This is a genomic window from Streptomonospora sediminis (assembly GCF_054778995.1).
The window spans coordinates 75,876-92,638 of the sequence record NZ_BAAGYZ010000058.1 but is presented as its reverse complement, the minus strand read 5'-3'; the positions used below and the strand labels follow the sequence as shown (position 1 = coordinate 92,638).

12 protein-coding genes are annotated in these 16,763 nt (G+C 68.2%); 7 read left to right on the top strand and 5 right to left on the bottom strand.

Annotated elements, in window-relative coordinates; genetic code table 11:
- Positions 1–504 precede the first annotated feature (504 nt).
- From ACYVD5_RS12405 to ACYVD5_RS12390, 4 genes are all read left to right on the top strand, one after another.
- Entirely contained in the window at positions 505–873 is a 369-nt protein-coding gene (locus tag ACYVD5_RS12405; RefSeq protein ID WP_461001147.1) for a hypothetical protein, read from the top strand.
- Positions 874–1,126: 253 nt separating this feature from the next.
- Positions 1,127–1,792 carry a hypothetical protein gene (locus ACYVD5_RS12400; protein WP_461001146.1) on the top strand — a complete coding sequence of 222 codons (666 nt, stop codon included), beginning with the start codon at positions 1,127–1,129 and terminating at the stop codon, positions 1,790–1,792.
- Positions 1,793–1,975: 183 nt separating this feature from the next.
- A complete protein-coding gene (locus tag ACYVD5_RS12395; RefSeq protein ID WP_461001145.1) occupies positions 1,976–2,749 on the top strand; it encodes a DUF2637 domain-containing protein in 774 nt (257 codons plus the stop codon).
- Positions 2,750–3,484: 735 nt separating this feature from the next.
- On the top strand, positions 3,485–4,537 hold the full coding sequence (locus tag ACYVD5_RS12390; protein WP_461001144.1) for a M48 family metalloprotease: 1,053 nt from the start codon (positions 3,485–3,487) through the stop codon (positions 4,535–4,537).
- A gap of 30 nt (positions 4,538–4,567) precedes the next feature.
- Here the strand turns inward: ACYVD5_RS12390 and ACYVD5_RS12385 are convergent, their stop codons facing one another.
- The 5 genes from ACYVD5_RS12385 to ACYVD5_RS12365 are packed head-to-tail and all read right to left on the bottom strand — an operon-like array spanning position 4,568 to position 12,477.
- On the bottom strand, positions 4,568–8,371 hold the full coding sequence (locus ACYVD5_RS12385; protein ID WP_461001143.1) for a thioesterase domain-containing protein: 3,804 nt from the start codon (positions 8,369–8,371) through the stop codon (positions 4,568–4,570).
- Positions 8,368–9,417, bottom strand: a complete 1,050-nt coding sequence (locus ACYVD5_RS12380; RefSeq protein ID WP_461001142.1) for a protein kinase family protein — start codon at positions 9,415–9,417, stop codon at positions 8,368–8,370. Before ACYVD5_RS12380 ends, ACYVD5_RS12385 begins: the two co-directional genes overlap by 4 nt.
- 6 nt (positions 9,418–9,423) lie before the next feature.
- A complete protein-coding gene (locus tag ACYVD5_RS12375; RefSeq protein WP_461001141.1) occupies positions 9,424–10,407 on the bottom strand; it encodes an NYN domain-containing protein in 984 nt (327 codons plus the stop codon).
- Between the two features lie 10 nt (positions 10,408–10,417).
- Positions 10,418–11,869: a vWA domain-containing protein gene (locus ACYVD5_RS12370; RefSeq protein ID WP_461001140.1), complete on the bottom strand. Its 1,452-nt coding sequence runs from the start codon at positions 11,867–11,869 to the stop codon at positions 10,418–10,420.
- 38 nt (positions 11,870–11,907) lie between these two features.
- Positions 11,908–12,477: a hypothetical protein gene (locus tag ACYVD5_RS12365; protein ID WP_461001139.1), complete on the bottom strand. Its 570-nt coding sequence runs from the start codon at positions 12,475–12,477 to the stop codon at positions 11,908–11,910.
- A gap of 90 nt (positions 12,478–12,567) precedes the next feature.
- Between ACYVD5_RS12365 and ACYVD5_RS12360 the strand changes: the two genes are divergently transcribed.
- From ACYVD5_RS12360 to ACYVD5_RS12350, 3 genes are all read left to right on the top strand, one after another.
- Positions 12,568–13,632 (top strand): FHA domain-containing protein, encoded by a 1,065-nt coding sequence (locus tag ACYVD5_RS12360; protein ID WP_461001138.1) that lies wholly within the window; start codon positions 12,568–12,570, stop codon positions 13,630–13,632.
- Positions 13,633–13,787: 155 nt separating this feature from the next.
- The gene (locus tag ACYVD5_RS12355; protein ID WP_461001137.1) at positions 13,788–14,504 is read left to right on the top strand and encodes a TetR/AcrR family transcriptional regulator; all 717 of its coding nucleotides are present in this window, start codon (positions 13,788–13,790) and stop codon (positions 14,502–14,504) included.
- Between the two features lie 113 nt (positions 14,505–14,617).
- Complete coding sequence (locus ACYVD5_RS12350) at positions 14,618–16,756, top strand: tetratricopeptide repeat protein (RefSeq protein WP_461001136.1); 2,139 nt, start codon at positions 14,618–14,620, stop codon at positions 16,754–16,756.
- The last annotated feature ends 7 nt before the right edge of the window (positions 16,757–16,763 follow it).

The window sequence follows — 16,763 nt, the reverse complement described above, 5'->3', positions numbered from 1 at the left end:
GAAGCACCTTTCGCATGTCCAGAGGGGTCTGCGGTCACGCCCGCCGTGAAAGCCCGAGGCTAAAGGGACAATCGAACCGCTGAGTATTCCTGGTTGCCTGATGTCCGCGAGCCCGGACGAGGTGCCGGTCCGTCACCGCCGCCGCTATCGACCTGGACGAGTCCCGATGATCGGTCGCAGCTGCGTTGTGGTGATCGGATCCGAGCCCGCGACTGCCTGCTTCCAGTCCTAGCGAGTGGGCACGGTCCGTGAGTCGGTGGGCTCTCGTCGGGGCGGAGGCCGGCTGCCATCATGCGGTCTATGGTTTCCCCCCACAGCCCGGACGGTCCGGTCCTGGACGCCCGCGATGAAGTCGGAATCCCCGTCGTTGTGCGCGATGCGCCGGACAAGCGCCGTGCCGTGGCATGGCGCCGGGCCCATGAACCATGGCCCGCCGCGGGGACGGTTCCTCCCGCTGGGTTATACCTCGCGTCCACGACGTGGCGCGAAGTGATGGACGCCGCGATGACGGTAGGGCGCGATCTGCATCCCTGGCTGGTGCACCACCCCGAACGGGCCGGTCAGGAGCTTGTGGCCAGGGTCGCCCCGCTGCAGGCCTACCTCACCCGCACCCGCGCTTCCACGCCGGCGCTGCCGGGCCACCGCTTGCTGCCCAGCTTGGCCTACACCCAGGGAGCCGAGGCAAGCGCCCGCGGCGCCTTCGCCTACCGACTGGGTATGACCATGGCCGAATGGGCGTGCCGCCGGCTGATGGGGCTGGGGCCGACCACCCACGCCGAAACGGCCGCCCCGTTCGTGGTGCAGGACTGGTTCGGCGACGGCCGCCGCCCCGATCTGTTCGGGTTCCCTCGTCGGACCAGCGCATGTGGTTGATCGAGGCGAAGGCGGCGCGGCGCATCGGACTACGCAAGCTGCAGGAAGGCGAGAAGCAGCTGAAAGCGGCGACAACCCTACGGGGCGGCCGTCCGCATCGGCTCGTCCTGTGCGGCACCAGCATCCAGGACGACGTGTTCATGACGGTCGACGACATCGATACACCTGCGTCGGGCCCGGCGGTCCAGGTGGGCCCGACGCGCCGCAGGATCCCACCAAGCCGGGGGAGGAGGGGGCCGGTGCCGACGCCGAGGTGCTGCTGGATGTCGTGCGTTCGCGTATGTTGGTCTACTTCCTCCTGCGCTACGGTTCGGCCGCTCGGCTGCGGGTGGTCCCCATCTCCCGCGACGCCGATTCCGCACAGACCGGTCGGCCCGGGCTGCGTCTGCTCGAACGCGACGGGGCTACCGGGTGGTTGAGGCGGCGGTTGCGCCAAGTACTGCCGGCTGGTGCGGCGGAGTTGCTGCAGCGCGACGGGCTGCGGGCGATGCTCACCGCTCCGTTGCCGGGCACGGGAATGACGGTGGGGATGTCGTCGCACCTCTTTGCCGCTTGTATGCGTCTGCACCAGGAGCAGCAGCGCATCGTGGAGGAGACCCGCTCCGACGATGCCGCATCGCCGGGGGATGGAGTGCTTGCCGATCGGGTGCCGGAAGGCGACGGCATGCGTGCACGGGAGCAGGAGCTCGATTACCGGTTTCGCCGGTACCGCGTGCGCGCAGCCGAACAGCGCGCGCGTGTGCGTGATGCTGTGCGCGAGGCCTATGGCGAGGAGGCAGGTGAGCGGCTCGGGGCGGTGATGGGGCGGTTGGAACCGACGGTGGGACCGGTTCCGGGCACGGTCCTGGAGGCGGCAACGGCGGAGACCTATATCGCCCTGCCGGTGAGTGATCCGGTGGTGGACGCAGGTAGCCGGTGAAGCGGAACGCGGGAGGCCGGGTTGCCGACCGTTTTCCCGCGCAGGCGCGGGGTGGTGCGTTCAGGTGTATGGGGGGTCGAGTCCGAGGGGGGACTTGAACCAATTTCCTATACCCCCTCGGCCTTCTCCACAACGAGGGTTCGCCTGTCCACCGAGCTTGACCTGGCGGGGCGGTGACCTCGAATGGAGTCTTCCCGCTGGTCGCGCTGGACAACCATCGCCGCCGTGTTCCTGTTGGCCGCGATCGCCGCGGTGGTCAGCTACAGCCACATGTACGAGCTGGCGCAGCGCCACGGCGAACCCGCTTGGCGCGCGGCGCTGTTCCCCCTATCCGTCGACGGCATGATTGTGGCGTCGTCGATGGCGCTGCTAGCCGACGCCCGACACGGCCGGCGCGGCGGCCTGCTGCCGTGGATGCTGCTAATTCTCGGGAGCGTCGCGTCGCTTGCGGCCAACATCGCGGTCGCCGACCCCACGCTGTGGTCGCGGGTGATCCACGCCTGGCCGAGCTTCGCCCTCATGGGTGCCTACGAGCTGCTCATGCGCGAGTTCCGCATCGATGCGCGGGGCGTACGCACGGCAAACGCCGACGATGAGCAAGCGGTACGCACAGATGCGGTCGAGCCGGCTGATCCGGAGGCGCCTACACAGGCCGAGCAAGAACCTGCGCCCGCTTGCAACGTCGAGGACCGCCCGCGCCTCCATGTGGTCGAGGCAGCCGACCGGGCTGCCGCAACCATTGCCACGGAGATCGCGAATCCGGCGGATGCGGTGCCCCCGATTCAGTCGGAGGCCTGGCGTTGGGCCCTGGCCAACCTCAGGAAAGACGGTTCCCTCCCGACCGGACGCGAGATCGCGACCCGCTTCGATCACAAGGACCGTTGGGGTCGGCTGATCAAGCAGTGGGGTCAGCAGGGACGCTTCGACCGGGCAAGGAAGTCTCCCCTTGCGCTGTAGCAACAGGTTGACGCTTTAGTGTGTGGCGGGTTTGGACTTGGTGGAGCTTTCGTTGGTTTGGTCAGGTGAGATCGGCATCGTGGGGGATGGTCCTGAGTCGGGATCAGTGGCTGATCCTCTCGAGGGCTCCCCGCCATGTGGAGTGTTTCCCCGGTTGCTGGTCCCGCCCCCACCGACCGCTGCTCGGACAAGAGCCTCAGCGCCATTGGCGAGTGGAGCTTCCGGTGGTCTTCCAGATGGCCCGCGTTCACAGCGTCAATCTGCATGGGCTGAAGTGCCTTGACGGCTTCACCCTGTACCAGTGAGGTGGAGTCCGTTCCGTTCGGTGTGAGACCTCACCGCGGCGCGCATGCACTCTAGGCGCCTCCCCTCGCCGCAGCCGCCCCGCGGCTCACCCACGCCGGCCGACCTGGCCTGTGCGATGTCGGCGTCGGCATCATCACCCCGGTCAATCGAGGAGACGCGAACCGCCCGGCGCCTGGACGTTCAATCGGCTCCAGCGCGGCTGTGATCCGGGCGAGGGCGGATTCACGCTGCTGGCCCGGAGGTGGCGATTGCAGCAGATTCGGGCAGCCCTGTGTTCCGTTGCCCGGTGGTTACACGCAATCGCAATAGCGACAGCTTCTACCTTGCAATGGGGTAATGGTAAGTTACTATGTAAATATCAGTTACTTGGTAACTCTCGTTGTCGCAACCGGAGGATCTACCGGTTGCGCTGTTTCTCCTGGAGTTGAAGTGACCTATTATCCCCCCGAGTTCCCTGTGCATCGCGAACACCAGGTTCCTCTTATTCCGCCGCAGCAACCTCCGCAGGAAGGCGATCCTTCATCCCCTCGTCGGCGGAAACCCGCGGTCGACGGGGTTACGTATGCCCAGTTGATCTTGATCGAGATACCAAAAGCTGTCGTGAGTGTGGCAGTCGTGTGGTGTGTGGCGTACATGGTGTCCGTTTTTGGTTGCCTTGTCCTTCTTGGTTCCGTGAACGGAGGATTGGTTGAATATGTACCTCTTCTGCTCGCCTCCATGGTCGCCTGTATCTGGCTGGGCCTCGGGAGCCTATGCTTCTACGGAAGGACCGCTAACGGAATCGCGCGCTGGCTGCTGGGGTTGCGTCCCCCGACTCTCGAAGAGCAGCACCGCATCGCCGGACCCTGGCAGCGCGTGCTGTGGTTGGCGGGGCAGAACCCCTATAACTACACCGTCTGGATCGAAGACGACGACGACATCAACGCTAGCGCCGTTGGTTCAGGGATCGTCGCCATCACTCGCACGGCACTGCACCACCTCCCCCCTGCACAGTTGGAAGCCGTCCTAGCTCATGAACTGGGCCACCACAATCTTGGGCACCCTCGATTTCTGCTGGCCATGGCCTACTTCGGCCGTCCGGCGGCTCTGATAGCGAAGGTGATCAAATTCGTGGCTTCCATTGCCGTGGTGACACCGTTGGTGTTCGCTCGCAGTACCGATAATTACCTCGTCGTGTTTGTGGTGGCCGCTGTCGGATTGTGCTGTTTCGGTTATGTTCTCCCATTCCTCATGGTCGCCATGGCGGCCGTGGCCGGCGCGCAGGCGCTGTCGCGCTCGTCGGAATTGGCCGCGGACCGCTATGCCGCCGACCTTGGGTACGGCCCCGCCCTCCAGGCGCTTTTGCAGCACTGGGGCCAGAACGGCCACGATGCCGCTTATGTGCAGATGAACTTCTGGGAGAAGTGGACCGCTAGCCACCCGCCCTGCTACAAGCGGTTTCAGAGTCTGCACACGTATCTGTACTCTGGGCGGCGCGCGTGACGAGCGTGCGCGTCAGCGACCACCGCGCAATCAGCGTGCGGAAGCGGCTTCACCGGCTGCCCCGGATGCCCGGACCAGTCGGGCCGCCTTTCGGCGGCGGAGCCCGGACAGCACGCGGCGGCGCGACCGCCCGGCGTCCAGGGAATCCGCCGCGTATGGCCAGGTCTCGACAGGAAGGCCGTGTTCGGTCACCAAGCGGTAGAGTTCGCCCGCCGTGGAGCGCGTGAGATCCATGAGCCTTCCCAGCACACGCGCGTCTTGAGGAGGAGTGGACTCAGGCCCCAGCGAGTCGAGCAGACCGAGGGCCGCGTCGCCGTGGCGCTCGACTACCCGGAGCCCATCGAGGCCGGCGCGCAGAAGCCAAGCCGACACCGGCGGGCTTGGAGTGTGCCGGGCAGCGATGGCCATGACGGTCCGGGCATCGGGACCGGCGAGTAGTGGAAGCCAGTCGACGCCCCATCGGTACGCCACGTCGATCGTGCCGGGCTGCGCGTGCTCCAGCACGGCCGCCCGGTACATCGCGGCGCCGCCGTGCGCGCGTCCGAGCGCAACCAGTTGTTGACGGCATCGTTGCGCCAAGCCGGGCAGGAGGGGATCCACGTGGCGTAGAAGGGCGGCCTCGGAAACGTGAAGCCCTAACTCGTCCGCGATCACCGCACTCGGGACCGAGAGCCGCGCATAGCCGATGTAGCGCACAACCTGCGCCGCCCGTGGCGAGGAGAGGATGTCGGGAAGCGACACCCGGACGTGCGGTCGGCTCAACAGGCCGGGCTCATGGATGCGGGCAAGTTCGAGAAGAGCCAACCGCAGGCGCGGTGTCTCCAAACGCCGGGCAATGGAGAGCAGGGCGGGTTCGGCCGCCATGCGGCCAACCATCTCGCGGCCCATGGATCCGGAGACGCCCAGGGTGCGGGGGTCGGTTCCGAGCACGTCGGCGAGAATTCGCAGCGGTGGTCGACTACCGCCGATCGCCCACTGCCGAAGCACGTCCTCATCCCGCACCAGTTGGTCGAGCAGGTCCTGCAGCGGGGATCCGGCGACGACGCGTGGCAGCAGCCACGCAGCGGCGGCGACGCCTGTGACGCGGGCCACGATTTCGGGATCGTCGGCGCCGGCGTTGATCAGCGAGTGGACCACATCTTCGGGCGGGAGGCCGAGGTGCTCGGCCAGGGCGAACGCGCTATCCAGGTCCTCACGGGACCACCCGGCATATGCGGCCGCGCGCAGCTGCGGCGCGGCGAGCCGCCCGATCAGGGTGTCGGCGTCGGGAAACACCTGCAGGACGTCTGCGATGTCCAGGTCGCCCGAGGCGCGCAAGCAGGCGGCTGCCAGGGCCGGGTGGGCAAGTACCGAGGGCCGGAGCCGGGGTTCCACGTTCAGGAGCGCGCGCACGGCATAGCGGGGCTCACATCCGGCGTCGGCCGCCAGCACCTTCAGCGCGTTCGGGTCGACGATCCCGTCCGGGTCCTGGTCAACGACCAGGGCCCACGCCAGTCCGAGGGAGCCGACCTCCTGAGAGTCGCGCATCCCTTCGACAAGCAGCCGCCAGGCGTGCGGTGTGTAGCGCGCCAGGAGGTCGGCGTCGGGTCCGGCGCCGAGCCCGGCGAGTTGTGCCGAGAGGTCGCCGGCGGCAATGCGCTCGACGAGGAACCGCAGGCTCGGCGCGGGAACATCCAGCAGCGCATGGACGGTGCGCGGGTCCAGGAGCGCCGTGTAGTCGGCCGCGCGGTGCAGGTTTTCGTCGCCGACGGCGATCGCCATGCGGGCCAGCAGCGAGATCCGTTCCAGCCCTTCCCGAGATGTCAGTAGCTGCGGCATGGGAGTGTTCCCGATCCGCGAGGTGGGCTCGAAGATTTCCGCGAGTCGGGCGATCACCGGCAGCAACCGGGTGCGGACCGTGGGGAGCAGCCGGCTGTTCCCTGGATGCAGCAGCACGGACAGCAGTTCGTCCCGCAGTTTGGTCTGCGCGGGAGTCACCGTGAGCAACGGGACAGCCTTGTCCAGAGTCGCTGCCAGCCTGGCAGCCTGGATCTTTCTGGAGCCGGGGCGGTTGAGGCGGTCGCGTACGCGCAGCAGCAGTTCGGTGTCCTCGGGGAGGAGTTCCATGAGTTGCGTCAATCCGGGAAGCGCTCCGTCGCCCTTGCGCCGCTGCTCATGCTGAAGCGCGTCCGGCGATAGGGCCAGGGCCCACCCGGCGGGAAACGTGCGGCGTCGCAGGGACTGTCCGCCCGCCCCGCCGAGCACCTGGCTGTGGTATTCCTCCAGCGCGGGATCGCTTAGAAACGGCAGGTCCAGGGCCGAGCGCCCGTCAATCTCGGGCGCGGATAGGGGTTCCGCCGGATCGACGGTTTCCGTACCCGGGGGTAGGGCCGGTGAAAGACCTGCTCCCCGTCGGCCGACGACGAACCACCGGGGGCGGGCGGCACACCGGCGGAGCGCGTGGACGGTGTCAGCGAGGCTGGCGGGGTCGACGAGGAGCCACCCGGCCCCCGATAGCAGCCCGGCGAGTGGGCTGCTTTGGCGCTCCCGGGGGAACGCCGCGACCGCCAGCACGCCCGGACCGTGTTCGCGCTGAAGGGCGAGACGGACGCACTCCGGATTGACTGAGACGGCCTCCTGCCGCTTCCGGGGCCTGGGCTGCACGCCGCCCCAGCCGCGACGAACGACCGCCCCCGACAGCTTCGGCGGGCGTCCGTCGGGTTGCGGTTCAATGCCGTCGATGCGCACCACCACAGGGGAGCTGACCGGGTAGGTCCGCTCCACGTCGATCCACTGGCCGCGCCCTTCGGGGGTCTCGCGGGCGTGGACCCACACGGACCAGGGGCGCTCGCCCGTGTCGATCTCTGCGATGAACCACCCCTTAGCGGACTTGGTGACGGTGGCCGAGAGTTGTGATCCTCGGTGCTCGCCCAGCCACTCCTCCAAAGGCTGCCGCCAGGGCGCTCCGGCGGCGTCGTCGTAGACCACTACCGCGGATGCCGCGGCGATCCTTTCCTGCGCGGAAGAGATCTCCTCCTCACGTGCCGCGTGCAACAGGTCCTCGGCCAATGTCCCGGGGCGCAGGGTCGGCAGGTCACAAAACCCCGAGTGGCGCAGGTACTGCGCAGTTGCGCCCTGTTCAGAGACCGGGCCGAAGGCGACAGGGGGAAGGCCTGAGGCCATCCACCCGGCGAGTCGCATCAGCGCCCGGATCTGGGCGTCGCGCCACACGCCCAGTGGTGCGCCGTGTGCGGGGATGTCCTCGCCCAGCAGTTCGGCGGTCGGCAGGGACATCCCGGTGGCGGAGGGGAACCGGCCCTCGACGGGAAGGTAGGTGTGGCGGGACAGCCCGACGAGGCGGATCCGGCCGTCGCGGTGGACGACATGGTCGGGCGACAGTTCGATGGGGGCGTAGCCGTGTGTGGCCAGGCGGTCCAACGCCTGCCCGAGAGGCGCCAGGACGCGCAGCGCCTCCGACGGGCGCCATCGGCGGGCGTCCTGGGTGATGAGCCAGTGCAAGTCATCGGCTTCGCTGAGCTGGGCGAGCACACGGTCGGAGCCTCCGGCCGCCCACGAACTGACGATGCTCGGCGGCAGGCGCGGGTCGTCGACGACGTCGAAGAGGATCGGTAGCACCGTCGCTCCGGGAGCCAGCATGCCGAGGGCGTCCGCGCGCTGCTGGCGGTCGGCGAAACGACGGAGTGCTCCGTATCCGCCGCCGTGCTCGTCGACCACCAGGTCGACCCGGTGCGGAGCGGCGCCGTCCCCGGTGTCCCCCGGACGTAGATGCCCCGGCCGCAGCCGCACGTGCTCCACTTTCCACGAGCGTCCCGACCTGCCCCGGTAACCGCTCATCGGGACCTCCGCGCCTGCAGCGCGGCGAACATGGTGTGGCTGTCGCGGGCCTTGCGCAGTTCGGCGCGCACGATGCCGACGTTGGCGAGTCGGTACTCCTGCCGTGCCAGACAACTGCGGATCACATGGGTGATGATCGGTCCGTAGCCCAGGTCGGCCAGCTCCGTGACCGCGGATTCGGCTTGGCGGGGGTCGCCCCAGTAGAGAGCCCAGCGCTGGTTGTCGTCGAGTGGCCGCAGTCCGGCGGCATGAGCGAGAGTCGCTCCCAACATGTAGACGTCGAATCGCTGGTCGGCGGCGTCTCTCTCTGGGGGCGGACTGCCAGCGTAGCGCTGAACCGGCGCGTACGGATCGGTTGAGACAACGATCCGGTCGCCGGAGCGTTTCGCCGCGTCATAGTCGATGAGGACGTAGCGCCGAGGTGTCTCCAGGACGAGCACGTTGTCCGGCTTCACATCGGCATGGACCCAGGAGGTCGAGACGGACGCGCCGCCGTCGTCCTCGCGGTACCGAGGAGTGTGCATGGCCGCAAGCGCGTCGCACAACTGTTCGGCGACGTCCAGGAGCTCCACGGTGGAGAACTGGGCCCCGCGTGCGGCGTAATCGGCGATGAGCCCGCCCAGCGTGGTCGAGCCCGCGTCCTCGGAACCCACGTACTCTTGCACGACGAAGCTCTCGCGTTCGCGGTCGATGTGGCCCAGCGCCTGCAAAGCGGGCGAAGGCTCTTCCACGACGTTGACGATCGCGGGGGAGTGCTGGGTGAGCTGGCTGGTCTGGAGGCTGGCGTGCACGCCCTCGCGGAGTTCGGCCGCGGTTCTCGCCAGTTCGCTGCGGGCCTGGCGGGGATCCGTTTTCACGGGGTCGGGCAGCCACATGCCCTTGAGCACCGTAAGGCTGTCGCACCAGGTATCGCGCACGAGGACGGCGTATCCCTGCCCATGGCCGGCGAGGAATCGCACCGTCTCGAATCGGCCACCGTAGGAGTCGGCCAGGGCGGTGAACCGGCCCGGGCCGGACTCGCTGTTGATCAGCTGGAAACTATTCATAACGGCTCATTCCACGCGTATGCGTACTGCGTCGCGGCCGAGCACGACGACGTCGCCCGGGCTCAGTAGGTACTCTTCCTCGTCGCGCAGCAGGTTGTTCTCGGGTAGTCCATCGGTGCCGAAAGCGGGATTGAGGAAGCTCGCGCTGGTTCGGGAGCGGTGGGTGGCGAGGACCTGCCCGTCGTCGTCGGCCGCGAACTCGATGTGGCGGCGGCTGATCGATCGGCGCTGTTCCTCGGGGAGGCCCGCGACCGTGTTGATGTCCCCCCCGCCGCGGCCGAACACCACCGGCGCCGTGCCGATCTGCACACTGTGCTGGAAGCGGTGCCCGTGCATGACCGACAGAGTCGGGTCGGCGGGGGCAATCGGTTCGGCGACCCGGTGGCCGACCTCCTCCACCGGATGATTGCAGGCATGGAACGCCTCACCCTGGTACCAGCGGATGGACCAGTGCTCCACCACGGTGCCGGCGTACGCGCAGTCCTCGCGCGGCGCCCGACAGCGGAAGGCCCGGCCATCGGCGGCGCTGTGCTCGCCCGTCTTGAACCTCTTGTGGCGCAGTGCCCGCTCGCGCTGTTCGGCGGTGAGGGAGGTGAGGGTGACGGGCCGAAGACGCGGTGTGCCGCGCAGCCAGCTGGCACCGAAGACTCGCGTGTGCTCCGTGTCCTGCAGCCACGGGTGCTCATTGCGCGCGTCCGCGAATTTGTCGTTGCTGACGACGACGGCTCCTACGCGCTGGGCGTGGGCGAGGACGTCGTCATCGGCGTCCCCTGCGGAAACCTCGACCCACCTCTCGTTCAGCGCGCGGGTGAGCCGCTCGGGGTCTTCCACGCGGTAGCGCACGTCTGCGTCGATGTAGGCGTGGACGTCTCCCTGCGGCCACCGCGCGCGGCAGAGCTCTCGAACCTGGGCGACGCGGGAGAAGCGCGCCCGCCCCTTGGCATAGACGGCGATATTGGCCGCATCCAGGACGGCGACGACAGCACTCATCGATATCCCCTCACTGCCCAGGCTCTGTGGGCGCCGCCAGGTCGACCTGGGCACGCAAGGGCCGAATCGGGGATGGCCGCGGAGCCTGCGGCGCCGCCTCGCGGGACTCGCCGTCATCGTCCCATTCGTCCTCGGGATGCTGGACCGCGTCGTCGCGTTGGTGCGGGTGCGCCTCGACAGTGGGCCGTCGGCGCAGGACATCCTGTGGAACCGTTTCACTGCGCGCCGAAGTAGCGTGCTGGGAGTTCCGCACGTCGTTCGGGTGTTGTCCGCCGCTCAGCGCGTCCAGCGAAGCGGCGTACTGGGCGGCGAGGTCGGAGAGCCCGGCGTCGCCTGCGCGCCGGCAGGCGGACCGATAGATCTCGGCGAACCGGCCGGGTGAACTCGTCCGCAGTTCGGCGCTCACCGCCTCCTCGACGTCGATGGCGGCCACATCGCGGTGAAGCGCGCCGTCATAGGAGGTGTCGTCGTGCTCGACCGGTTGCACGGTCAGGTTCGCAGCCGCAAGCTCAGTGTCACCGCTGTGCAGAGCCAGGCGGCCGCGCAGCCGTACCACCGTAACCGGAGCGGGCGCGGACGCGTACGGAGCCCGGATACGCAGAGCGAACAGCGGTCGATCCTCGCCTGTCCCGACCGCCCCGAGCGGGCATGCGAGCCGGTTGCCGGACACATGGGCGTCGAGCCGGCGCCTCTTGGGATGGAGTTGGTACACACCCTCGATGGCGAACTCCGGGTGCACTTCGCATTTAATCTCCCCTCCGGTGGCCACGGCCCCGCGGCCCCAGGCGGCCATCCGGCTCAGTGCGGTACCCAGTTCGACGGCGGCGCGTTCCGAACTCGCCACGTGGTCGAAGTCGCCACCCGTGGCCGAGAGCGCGGACAGCAACTCGATGTTGGCGCCAGCGCCGATGCCGACGGTGTCGGTGTAGACCCCCTTGCGGGCCGCCTCTCCGGCGAGCCCGGCCAGGTGCGAAGGGCCGGTCAAGCCGACGTTGGGCTCCCCGTCGGACAGTAGGACCAGTCGGCGCGAGGGGCTGGATGAGCGCTCCAGAGCCGCATATCCCTGCCGAAGGGCTGCTTCGATGTTGGTCCCGTTCCCGTTGTACAGTCGCGGGTCGCTGTGCAGTCGCCCTGGAAGCGACGAACGCGCCCCTTCCGCCTGATCGCTGCTGACATGCTGTGCGCGGTGGGCGAACACGAACACGTGCACGGGCGACTCCGCCTGGAGTTCCCCCGCGAATTCGACGGCGGCTCGCCGGGCCAACTCCCATCGGGTGGCGGCCGATCCCGGGGACACGCTGTGGAGCATGGACTGGCTTGCGTCCAATAGCAGCGCGAACTCCGCCGGTGCGGCGGAATGAAGCCGGTGCTCCAACGGTGTGGGACCGAAGACGGCGACGAAGTCGTCGCCTCCGGTCACGAGGGCGCGGTCGGCACTGGTCTCTATTGCGTAGGTGCTCACGGGACCTCTCGGGGGTCGAGTCGGCGTCGGTCGGTTTGTCAGCCCACGAACGCGATGGCCAGGATGACGACGAGTGCCGCGACCAGGGCGGCGGCCGCCGCAGCCGCGACGACGGGCCACCAAGTCCACCCAGCTCCGACAGGGAACGCAGGCGCACGCAGGGGTGCTGCACCCGGAGCGGGGGCGGGGGGCGGTCGGTGCAGATCGGCGGGATCGTCGGCCGCGTTCACGGTCAGGGGAAACGCGGGAATGGGGACCGCGCGCGCTGTCAACGCCGCGGGATCGAGGATCTCGACGCGGCGCCAGCCTGTGAAGCGGTCCAAGGGGCCTTCCGGTATCTGCAGGTGCACACCGGAGCCGAGTACGGCGTCGTCGCCGTCGAGCTTGGCCCAAACGACCTCACCCGGCCGCAGCAGTTCGGCGGCTGCCTCCGGCGGCGGCGCCGGAGCGACAGAAAGGGCAGCGTCCTTGGCGGCATCCGGCTTGTGCTCGTTGCGCGGGGGCGGGTGGTCCCGGGAAGCCCACTGGTCCGCCTGACGTCTCTCGTCGGTGCCGACGCCGGATGGCGGCCGTAATGGAGACAGAGGGGTCCAGTCCGGGTTCGCCACTTGTATGCTCCGCAACTTGCTGACAGCCAGTCTGGTAAAGAATAATAACTAAGTAATTTACATTTGTGAAGCTCGGGTGTGGAGTAGACGATGGACCACTGGCTCAGCCGGGACCCCCTGATGGCCGACTACATCATCGACACGGCGAACATCGTCAGGAACAAGGATCTCGGTGGTGCGCGCACGTCTCTTGCGCGCTTGCGACTCGTTCTCGAAGCGGCGGCGGAAGACTGTGGTGACCCTGCGATGCAGGTTTACCTAGTGTGCGATAGTTCTGTATTGAAACGTGGCTGTATGTCGGATTCTGAGCGGCGAGTCCTGTTGCGCTGGCGGGATCAGGGCCTCCTGGACGAGCAGCCCGAAGCCGACTCGCGGATCCTTGAATTGGCCGAGACCACAGGCCTGCCTGTGATCAGCCGCGACCGCTTCCGCGGCCACCGCGACACCCACCCCTGGATCGACGGCACGGTCGACCGCTTCCTCGAGTGGGTACGCGACGGCGGGACTGTGCGACTGCGCCCTGTGGCCATGGGCACGGTCGGATCCTGGCGCCAATCCTTGTACGCGGAGAAGGACCTGATGAATGGGCGGGGTCTACTTGAACGGAGTTCACGGAAGCCGCGGCTCGACATCCTCGACCGCCTCTGGCGCTGTCCCCGGAACCCCTGTCCCTTCATCGGCGAAGGACGTCCAGGACAGCAGTTGCCACAGGTTGTGAAAGGGCAGGTGCGCTGCCCATTCCATGGCGATGTGCTTGCGGACGCAGGTCCGCGCCCGCCCTTTGTTCAAGTGAAGGTACGTGTCAATGGGACCGTGTGCGAACGCTTCATCCTTTTGAAGGACGATTCGGTCAATATCGGCCGATCTCCCGACACTCCGGGGTACTCCCTCGCCGAATGGGCGCCCGATCACGTGCTGGGGCGGTTGAGTCGATCCCATTGCCGACTGTCCTTCGACGGGCGCTGCCTGACCGTGACCGATACCAGTGCGAACGGCACTGCCGTCGTCTCGCGCAAACGGGACGGCTCCCCGGCAGGCGAGCGCCGACTGTCACGCGGCGATCGAGCGGACCTGCCTCCGGGAGCGGCAGCGGTGCCGTGTGAAGGTATCGCGCTGAGTCGCAGCGGGCGCCGTTTTCCCAACGAGTTCGGGTGAGGTTGTCGTCGGCTGCCGGCCAACCGAGCACCCGAAACGTCCCGGGGCATCCCCCTGCGGTATGGCTATAGACTCCGGACCAGCGCGCCCCGGCGGGCGTAGTCCGCTTCGAGAGGCGTGCGGTATGCCTGCGGCCAGTGACAAGGAGTCTGAGTGTGGGGGGCAGACGCGAGCGACTGCGTCAACAGTTGTCCGAGGATGTGCGGCGAGCTGCGCGTGCGATCATCAGCGAAGACGGCGTCGAGGCGCTGACACTGGCAGCTATCGCCCGCCGGGTCGAAGTCACGCCCGCGGCGCTGTACCGGCACTTCTCGGGACTGCCCGAAATCGTGGTCGAAGTCGGCAATGACATAGCCGAGGAGTTGTACTCGAAGTTGCAGGCGTCGGTGGATGCCCAGCCGGAGCATGATATGGCAGCCCGCCTCGTTGCCCCGTGCCGCACCCTGCGTCGTTGGTCGCTCCGGCATCGGCAGGAGTTCCACCTGCTGTTCGGTACGCCGACCGCCGCGATCGGCGACGCGCATACGGAGATGACGGGAGGTTGGGTACGTGGTCTCGCGGCGGTCTGGGGGCCGCTCTTTGTCACTCTGTGGGCTAAGCGCCCATTCCCCGTCGCCGCGGACGACGACCTCGATCCGCAGCTCCGCCAGCAAATTGCCGATTATCGTGCAGCGACGGGCGTGGAGCTTCCCCTCGGAGCGCTCGTGGTATTCCTTTCCTGCTGGCGGTCCATCTACGGCGCCGTCGCCCTGGAGGCGTTCGAGCACTTCGCTCCTCTGATAGAGGATCAGGAGCCGATGTTCGAGCAACTGATGCAAGAGCTTCTCGACCGCCTGGGGGTGGCTGACGGATACCGCCCACCGGGTTCCTGAAATGGGGGCGAAGGCACGTCGGCCGACTGAAGCGGACGCCACCATCTGTTCGGCTGGAACGCCGCCAATAGGATCCCGCGGGCGGAGCCGCGTGGGGGCGAGGGGAGAGACGGATGGGGAGCAACCAGACTGGGTCCGGCCCGCAGCATTGGACGGCAAACACACTCAGCGGCGATGCGGGCACAGTGGTGCAGGTCGGCAGCGTCTATGGGAATGTCTACGCCGGCGCGGGACCTCTCGTGAAGATTCCGGGTGAGCTGCCGCCGGCCCCGCACGGATTTTCCGGCCGCAGGGCGGAGCGCTCCGCCCTCTCCGACGCGCTCGTGAATGGCGGCCGAGGCCACGGCGGGGCGCTGGCAGCGGTGTTCGGCGGTGCGGGAGTCGGGAAGACCGCTCTCGCGCTCCACGTCGCGCACGCCCTCACGGAGAACTTCCCGGATGGTCAACTCTACGTCGACCTCCACGCTTACGGATCCGAAGGAGGGCCGCCGACTGCGGGCGGCGTCCTGTCCCGGTTTCTCCGGTCGCTGGGTGTCCCTGCCGATGAGATCCCTTCCGGAACCGATGAGCGGGCCGCGCTTTTCCGGAGTCTGCTCGGCGGCCGGCGCCTGCTCGTCGTTCTCGATAACGCGCCCTCGGAGCGGCACATCCGCCCCCTGTTGCCAGGAAGCTCCGCGTCGGCCGTCCTCGTCACCGCCCGCAAAGATCTGCCCGGGTTAGCCTCTCGTTACGGCTCGGCCGTGGTGCAGCTCGGCCTTCTGAGTAGGGACGAAGGTGTCGAACTCCTCCAAAGGACTGTCGGTCCCGCCGCGTCCGGCGACCCCGCCGCGCGGCTGGTGGGCCAGTGCGCCGGTCTTCCCCTCGCCCTTCGCTTGGCGGCGGACTTCATGCTGGCCCATCCGGGCTGGGACATCCAGCGCACAGTCGACGCGCTGGAAGACGAACGCGCGCGGCTAGACCTCGCGGAACCGGACGAACCCGACGCCGCCCTCCGCGCCGCCTTTTCCTGGTCCTACCGTGCCCTTCCGGACTCCGCCCGGCGCCTTTTCCGGCTTTCCGGCCTGCTCCCCGGCTCCACCTTCACCGAGAATGCGCTGGCGGCCCTTGCCCAGGCCGAGCAGTCGGTCGTAGACGAGGCATTGAGCGCGCTCCTGCGGCTTCACTTGTTCGAAGCGGCGGGCGCAGGCCGGTACGGAATGCACGACCTGCTGCGTGCCTACGCCCGCGAGTTGCTGAACGAGAACGAGGACGACGACGAGCGGCAGGCTGCCACCCTGCGGATCTGGGACTTCTACCTTGCCCGGGCCGATGCCGCCGACCGCGTTCTGAACCCGTATCGCTACCGGATCCCGATTCCCCGCGCGTCGGCGCCGGACGCGGCACCCGTTGAGAGCCGCGGCGAGGCGTTGGCCTGGATCTCTGCCGAAGCGGGCAACATGGCGGCGCTATGCCGCGACTCCCCTCCGGACCCCGTCCTGGACGACCGCCTCTGGCGGCTGGCCTACACCCTCAAGGGGTACTTCTTTCTCGTGAAGGAATGGGACCTGTGGCTGGCGACCCATCAGGCGGCCCTCGAAGCGACGCGACGCCTCGACGACCGGCAGGCCGAGGGTATGACGGCCAACAACCTGGGACTCGCCCGCATCGAGAGTGGTGACCTCGACACAGCTGCCGAGCACTACCGGGCGGCCCTGGAGATATTCGAGGAACTGGGCGAGCCGCACGGGCGGACGACCTCCATCGCCAACCTCGCCTGGATCCACCACTACCGCGGCGAGTACGTCCGGTCGCACCACCTCAACACGCGTGCACTGGAGACGTACAGGTCGCTTGGTTCGGACCGCAACGTCGGCATCACCCTGCGCGGACTCGCCCTGGACGAGGCGGCGCTCAACAGGTTCGACGCTGCGGAGACGCATCTGCAGGAAGCTCTGGCGCTGTTCACCGGGCTCGGCGAAGCGTTGGACACGGCGATGACCTACAACTGTCTCGGGGAGGTCCGTGAGCAGGCGGGAGACCACGCGGCCGCCGCTCACGACTTCGCCGAGGCCGCCGAGCGTGCCGGCGCCTGCCGCAGCGTATTCGAGCAGGCGCGGGCCCGCGACGGTGAGGGAAGGGCGGCATGGGCGGGAGGCGACATCGCAAGCGCCGAGTCCCACTGGGCCGAGGCGCTCGCGCTGTACCGCAGGCTCCGTGCCCGGGAGGCCGACGATGTGGAGCGCCGCCTCGGAGGCAGCGTGGCTCCTCGTTGACGTTGCC

What these genes read in the sequence shown, in the direction of transcription:
- ACYVD5_RS12405 (WP_461001147.1), top strand. Translation starts at nt 505, where the DNA reads ATGACGGTAGGGCGCGATCTGCATCCCTGGCTGGTGCACCACCCCGAA.
- ACYVD5_RS12395 (WP_461001145.1), top strand. Translation starts at nt 1,976, where the DNA reads ATGGAGTCTTCCCGCTGGTCGCGCTGGACAACCATCGCCGCCGTGTTC.
- ACYVD5_RS12385 (WP_461001143.1), bottom strand. Translation starts at nt 8,371, where the DNA reads ATGAGCGGTTACCGGGGCAGGTCGGGACGCTCGTGGAAAGTGGAGCAC.
- ACYVD5_RS12380 (WP_461001142.1), bottom strand. Translation starts at nt 9,417, where the DNA reads ATGAATAGTTTCCAGCTGATCAACAGCGAGTCCGGCCCGGGCCGGTTC.
- ACYVD5_RS12375 (WP_461001141.1), bottom strand. Translation starts at nt 10,407, where the DNA reads ATGAGTGCTGTCGTCGCCGTCCTGGATGCGGCCAATATCGCCGTCTAT.
- ACYVD5_RS12360 (WP_461001138.1), top strand. Translation starts at nt 12,568, where the DNA reads ATGGACCACTGGCTCAGCCGGGACCCCCTGATGGCCGACTACATCATC.
- ACYVD5_RS12350 (WP_461001136.1), top strand. Translation starts at nt 14,618, where the DNA reads ATGGGGAGCAACCAGACTGGGTCCGGCCCGCAGCATTGGACGGCAAAC.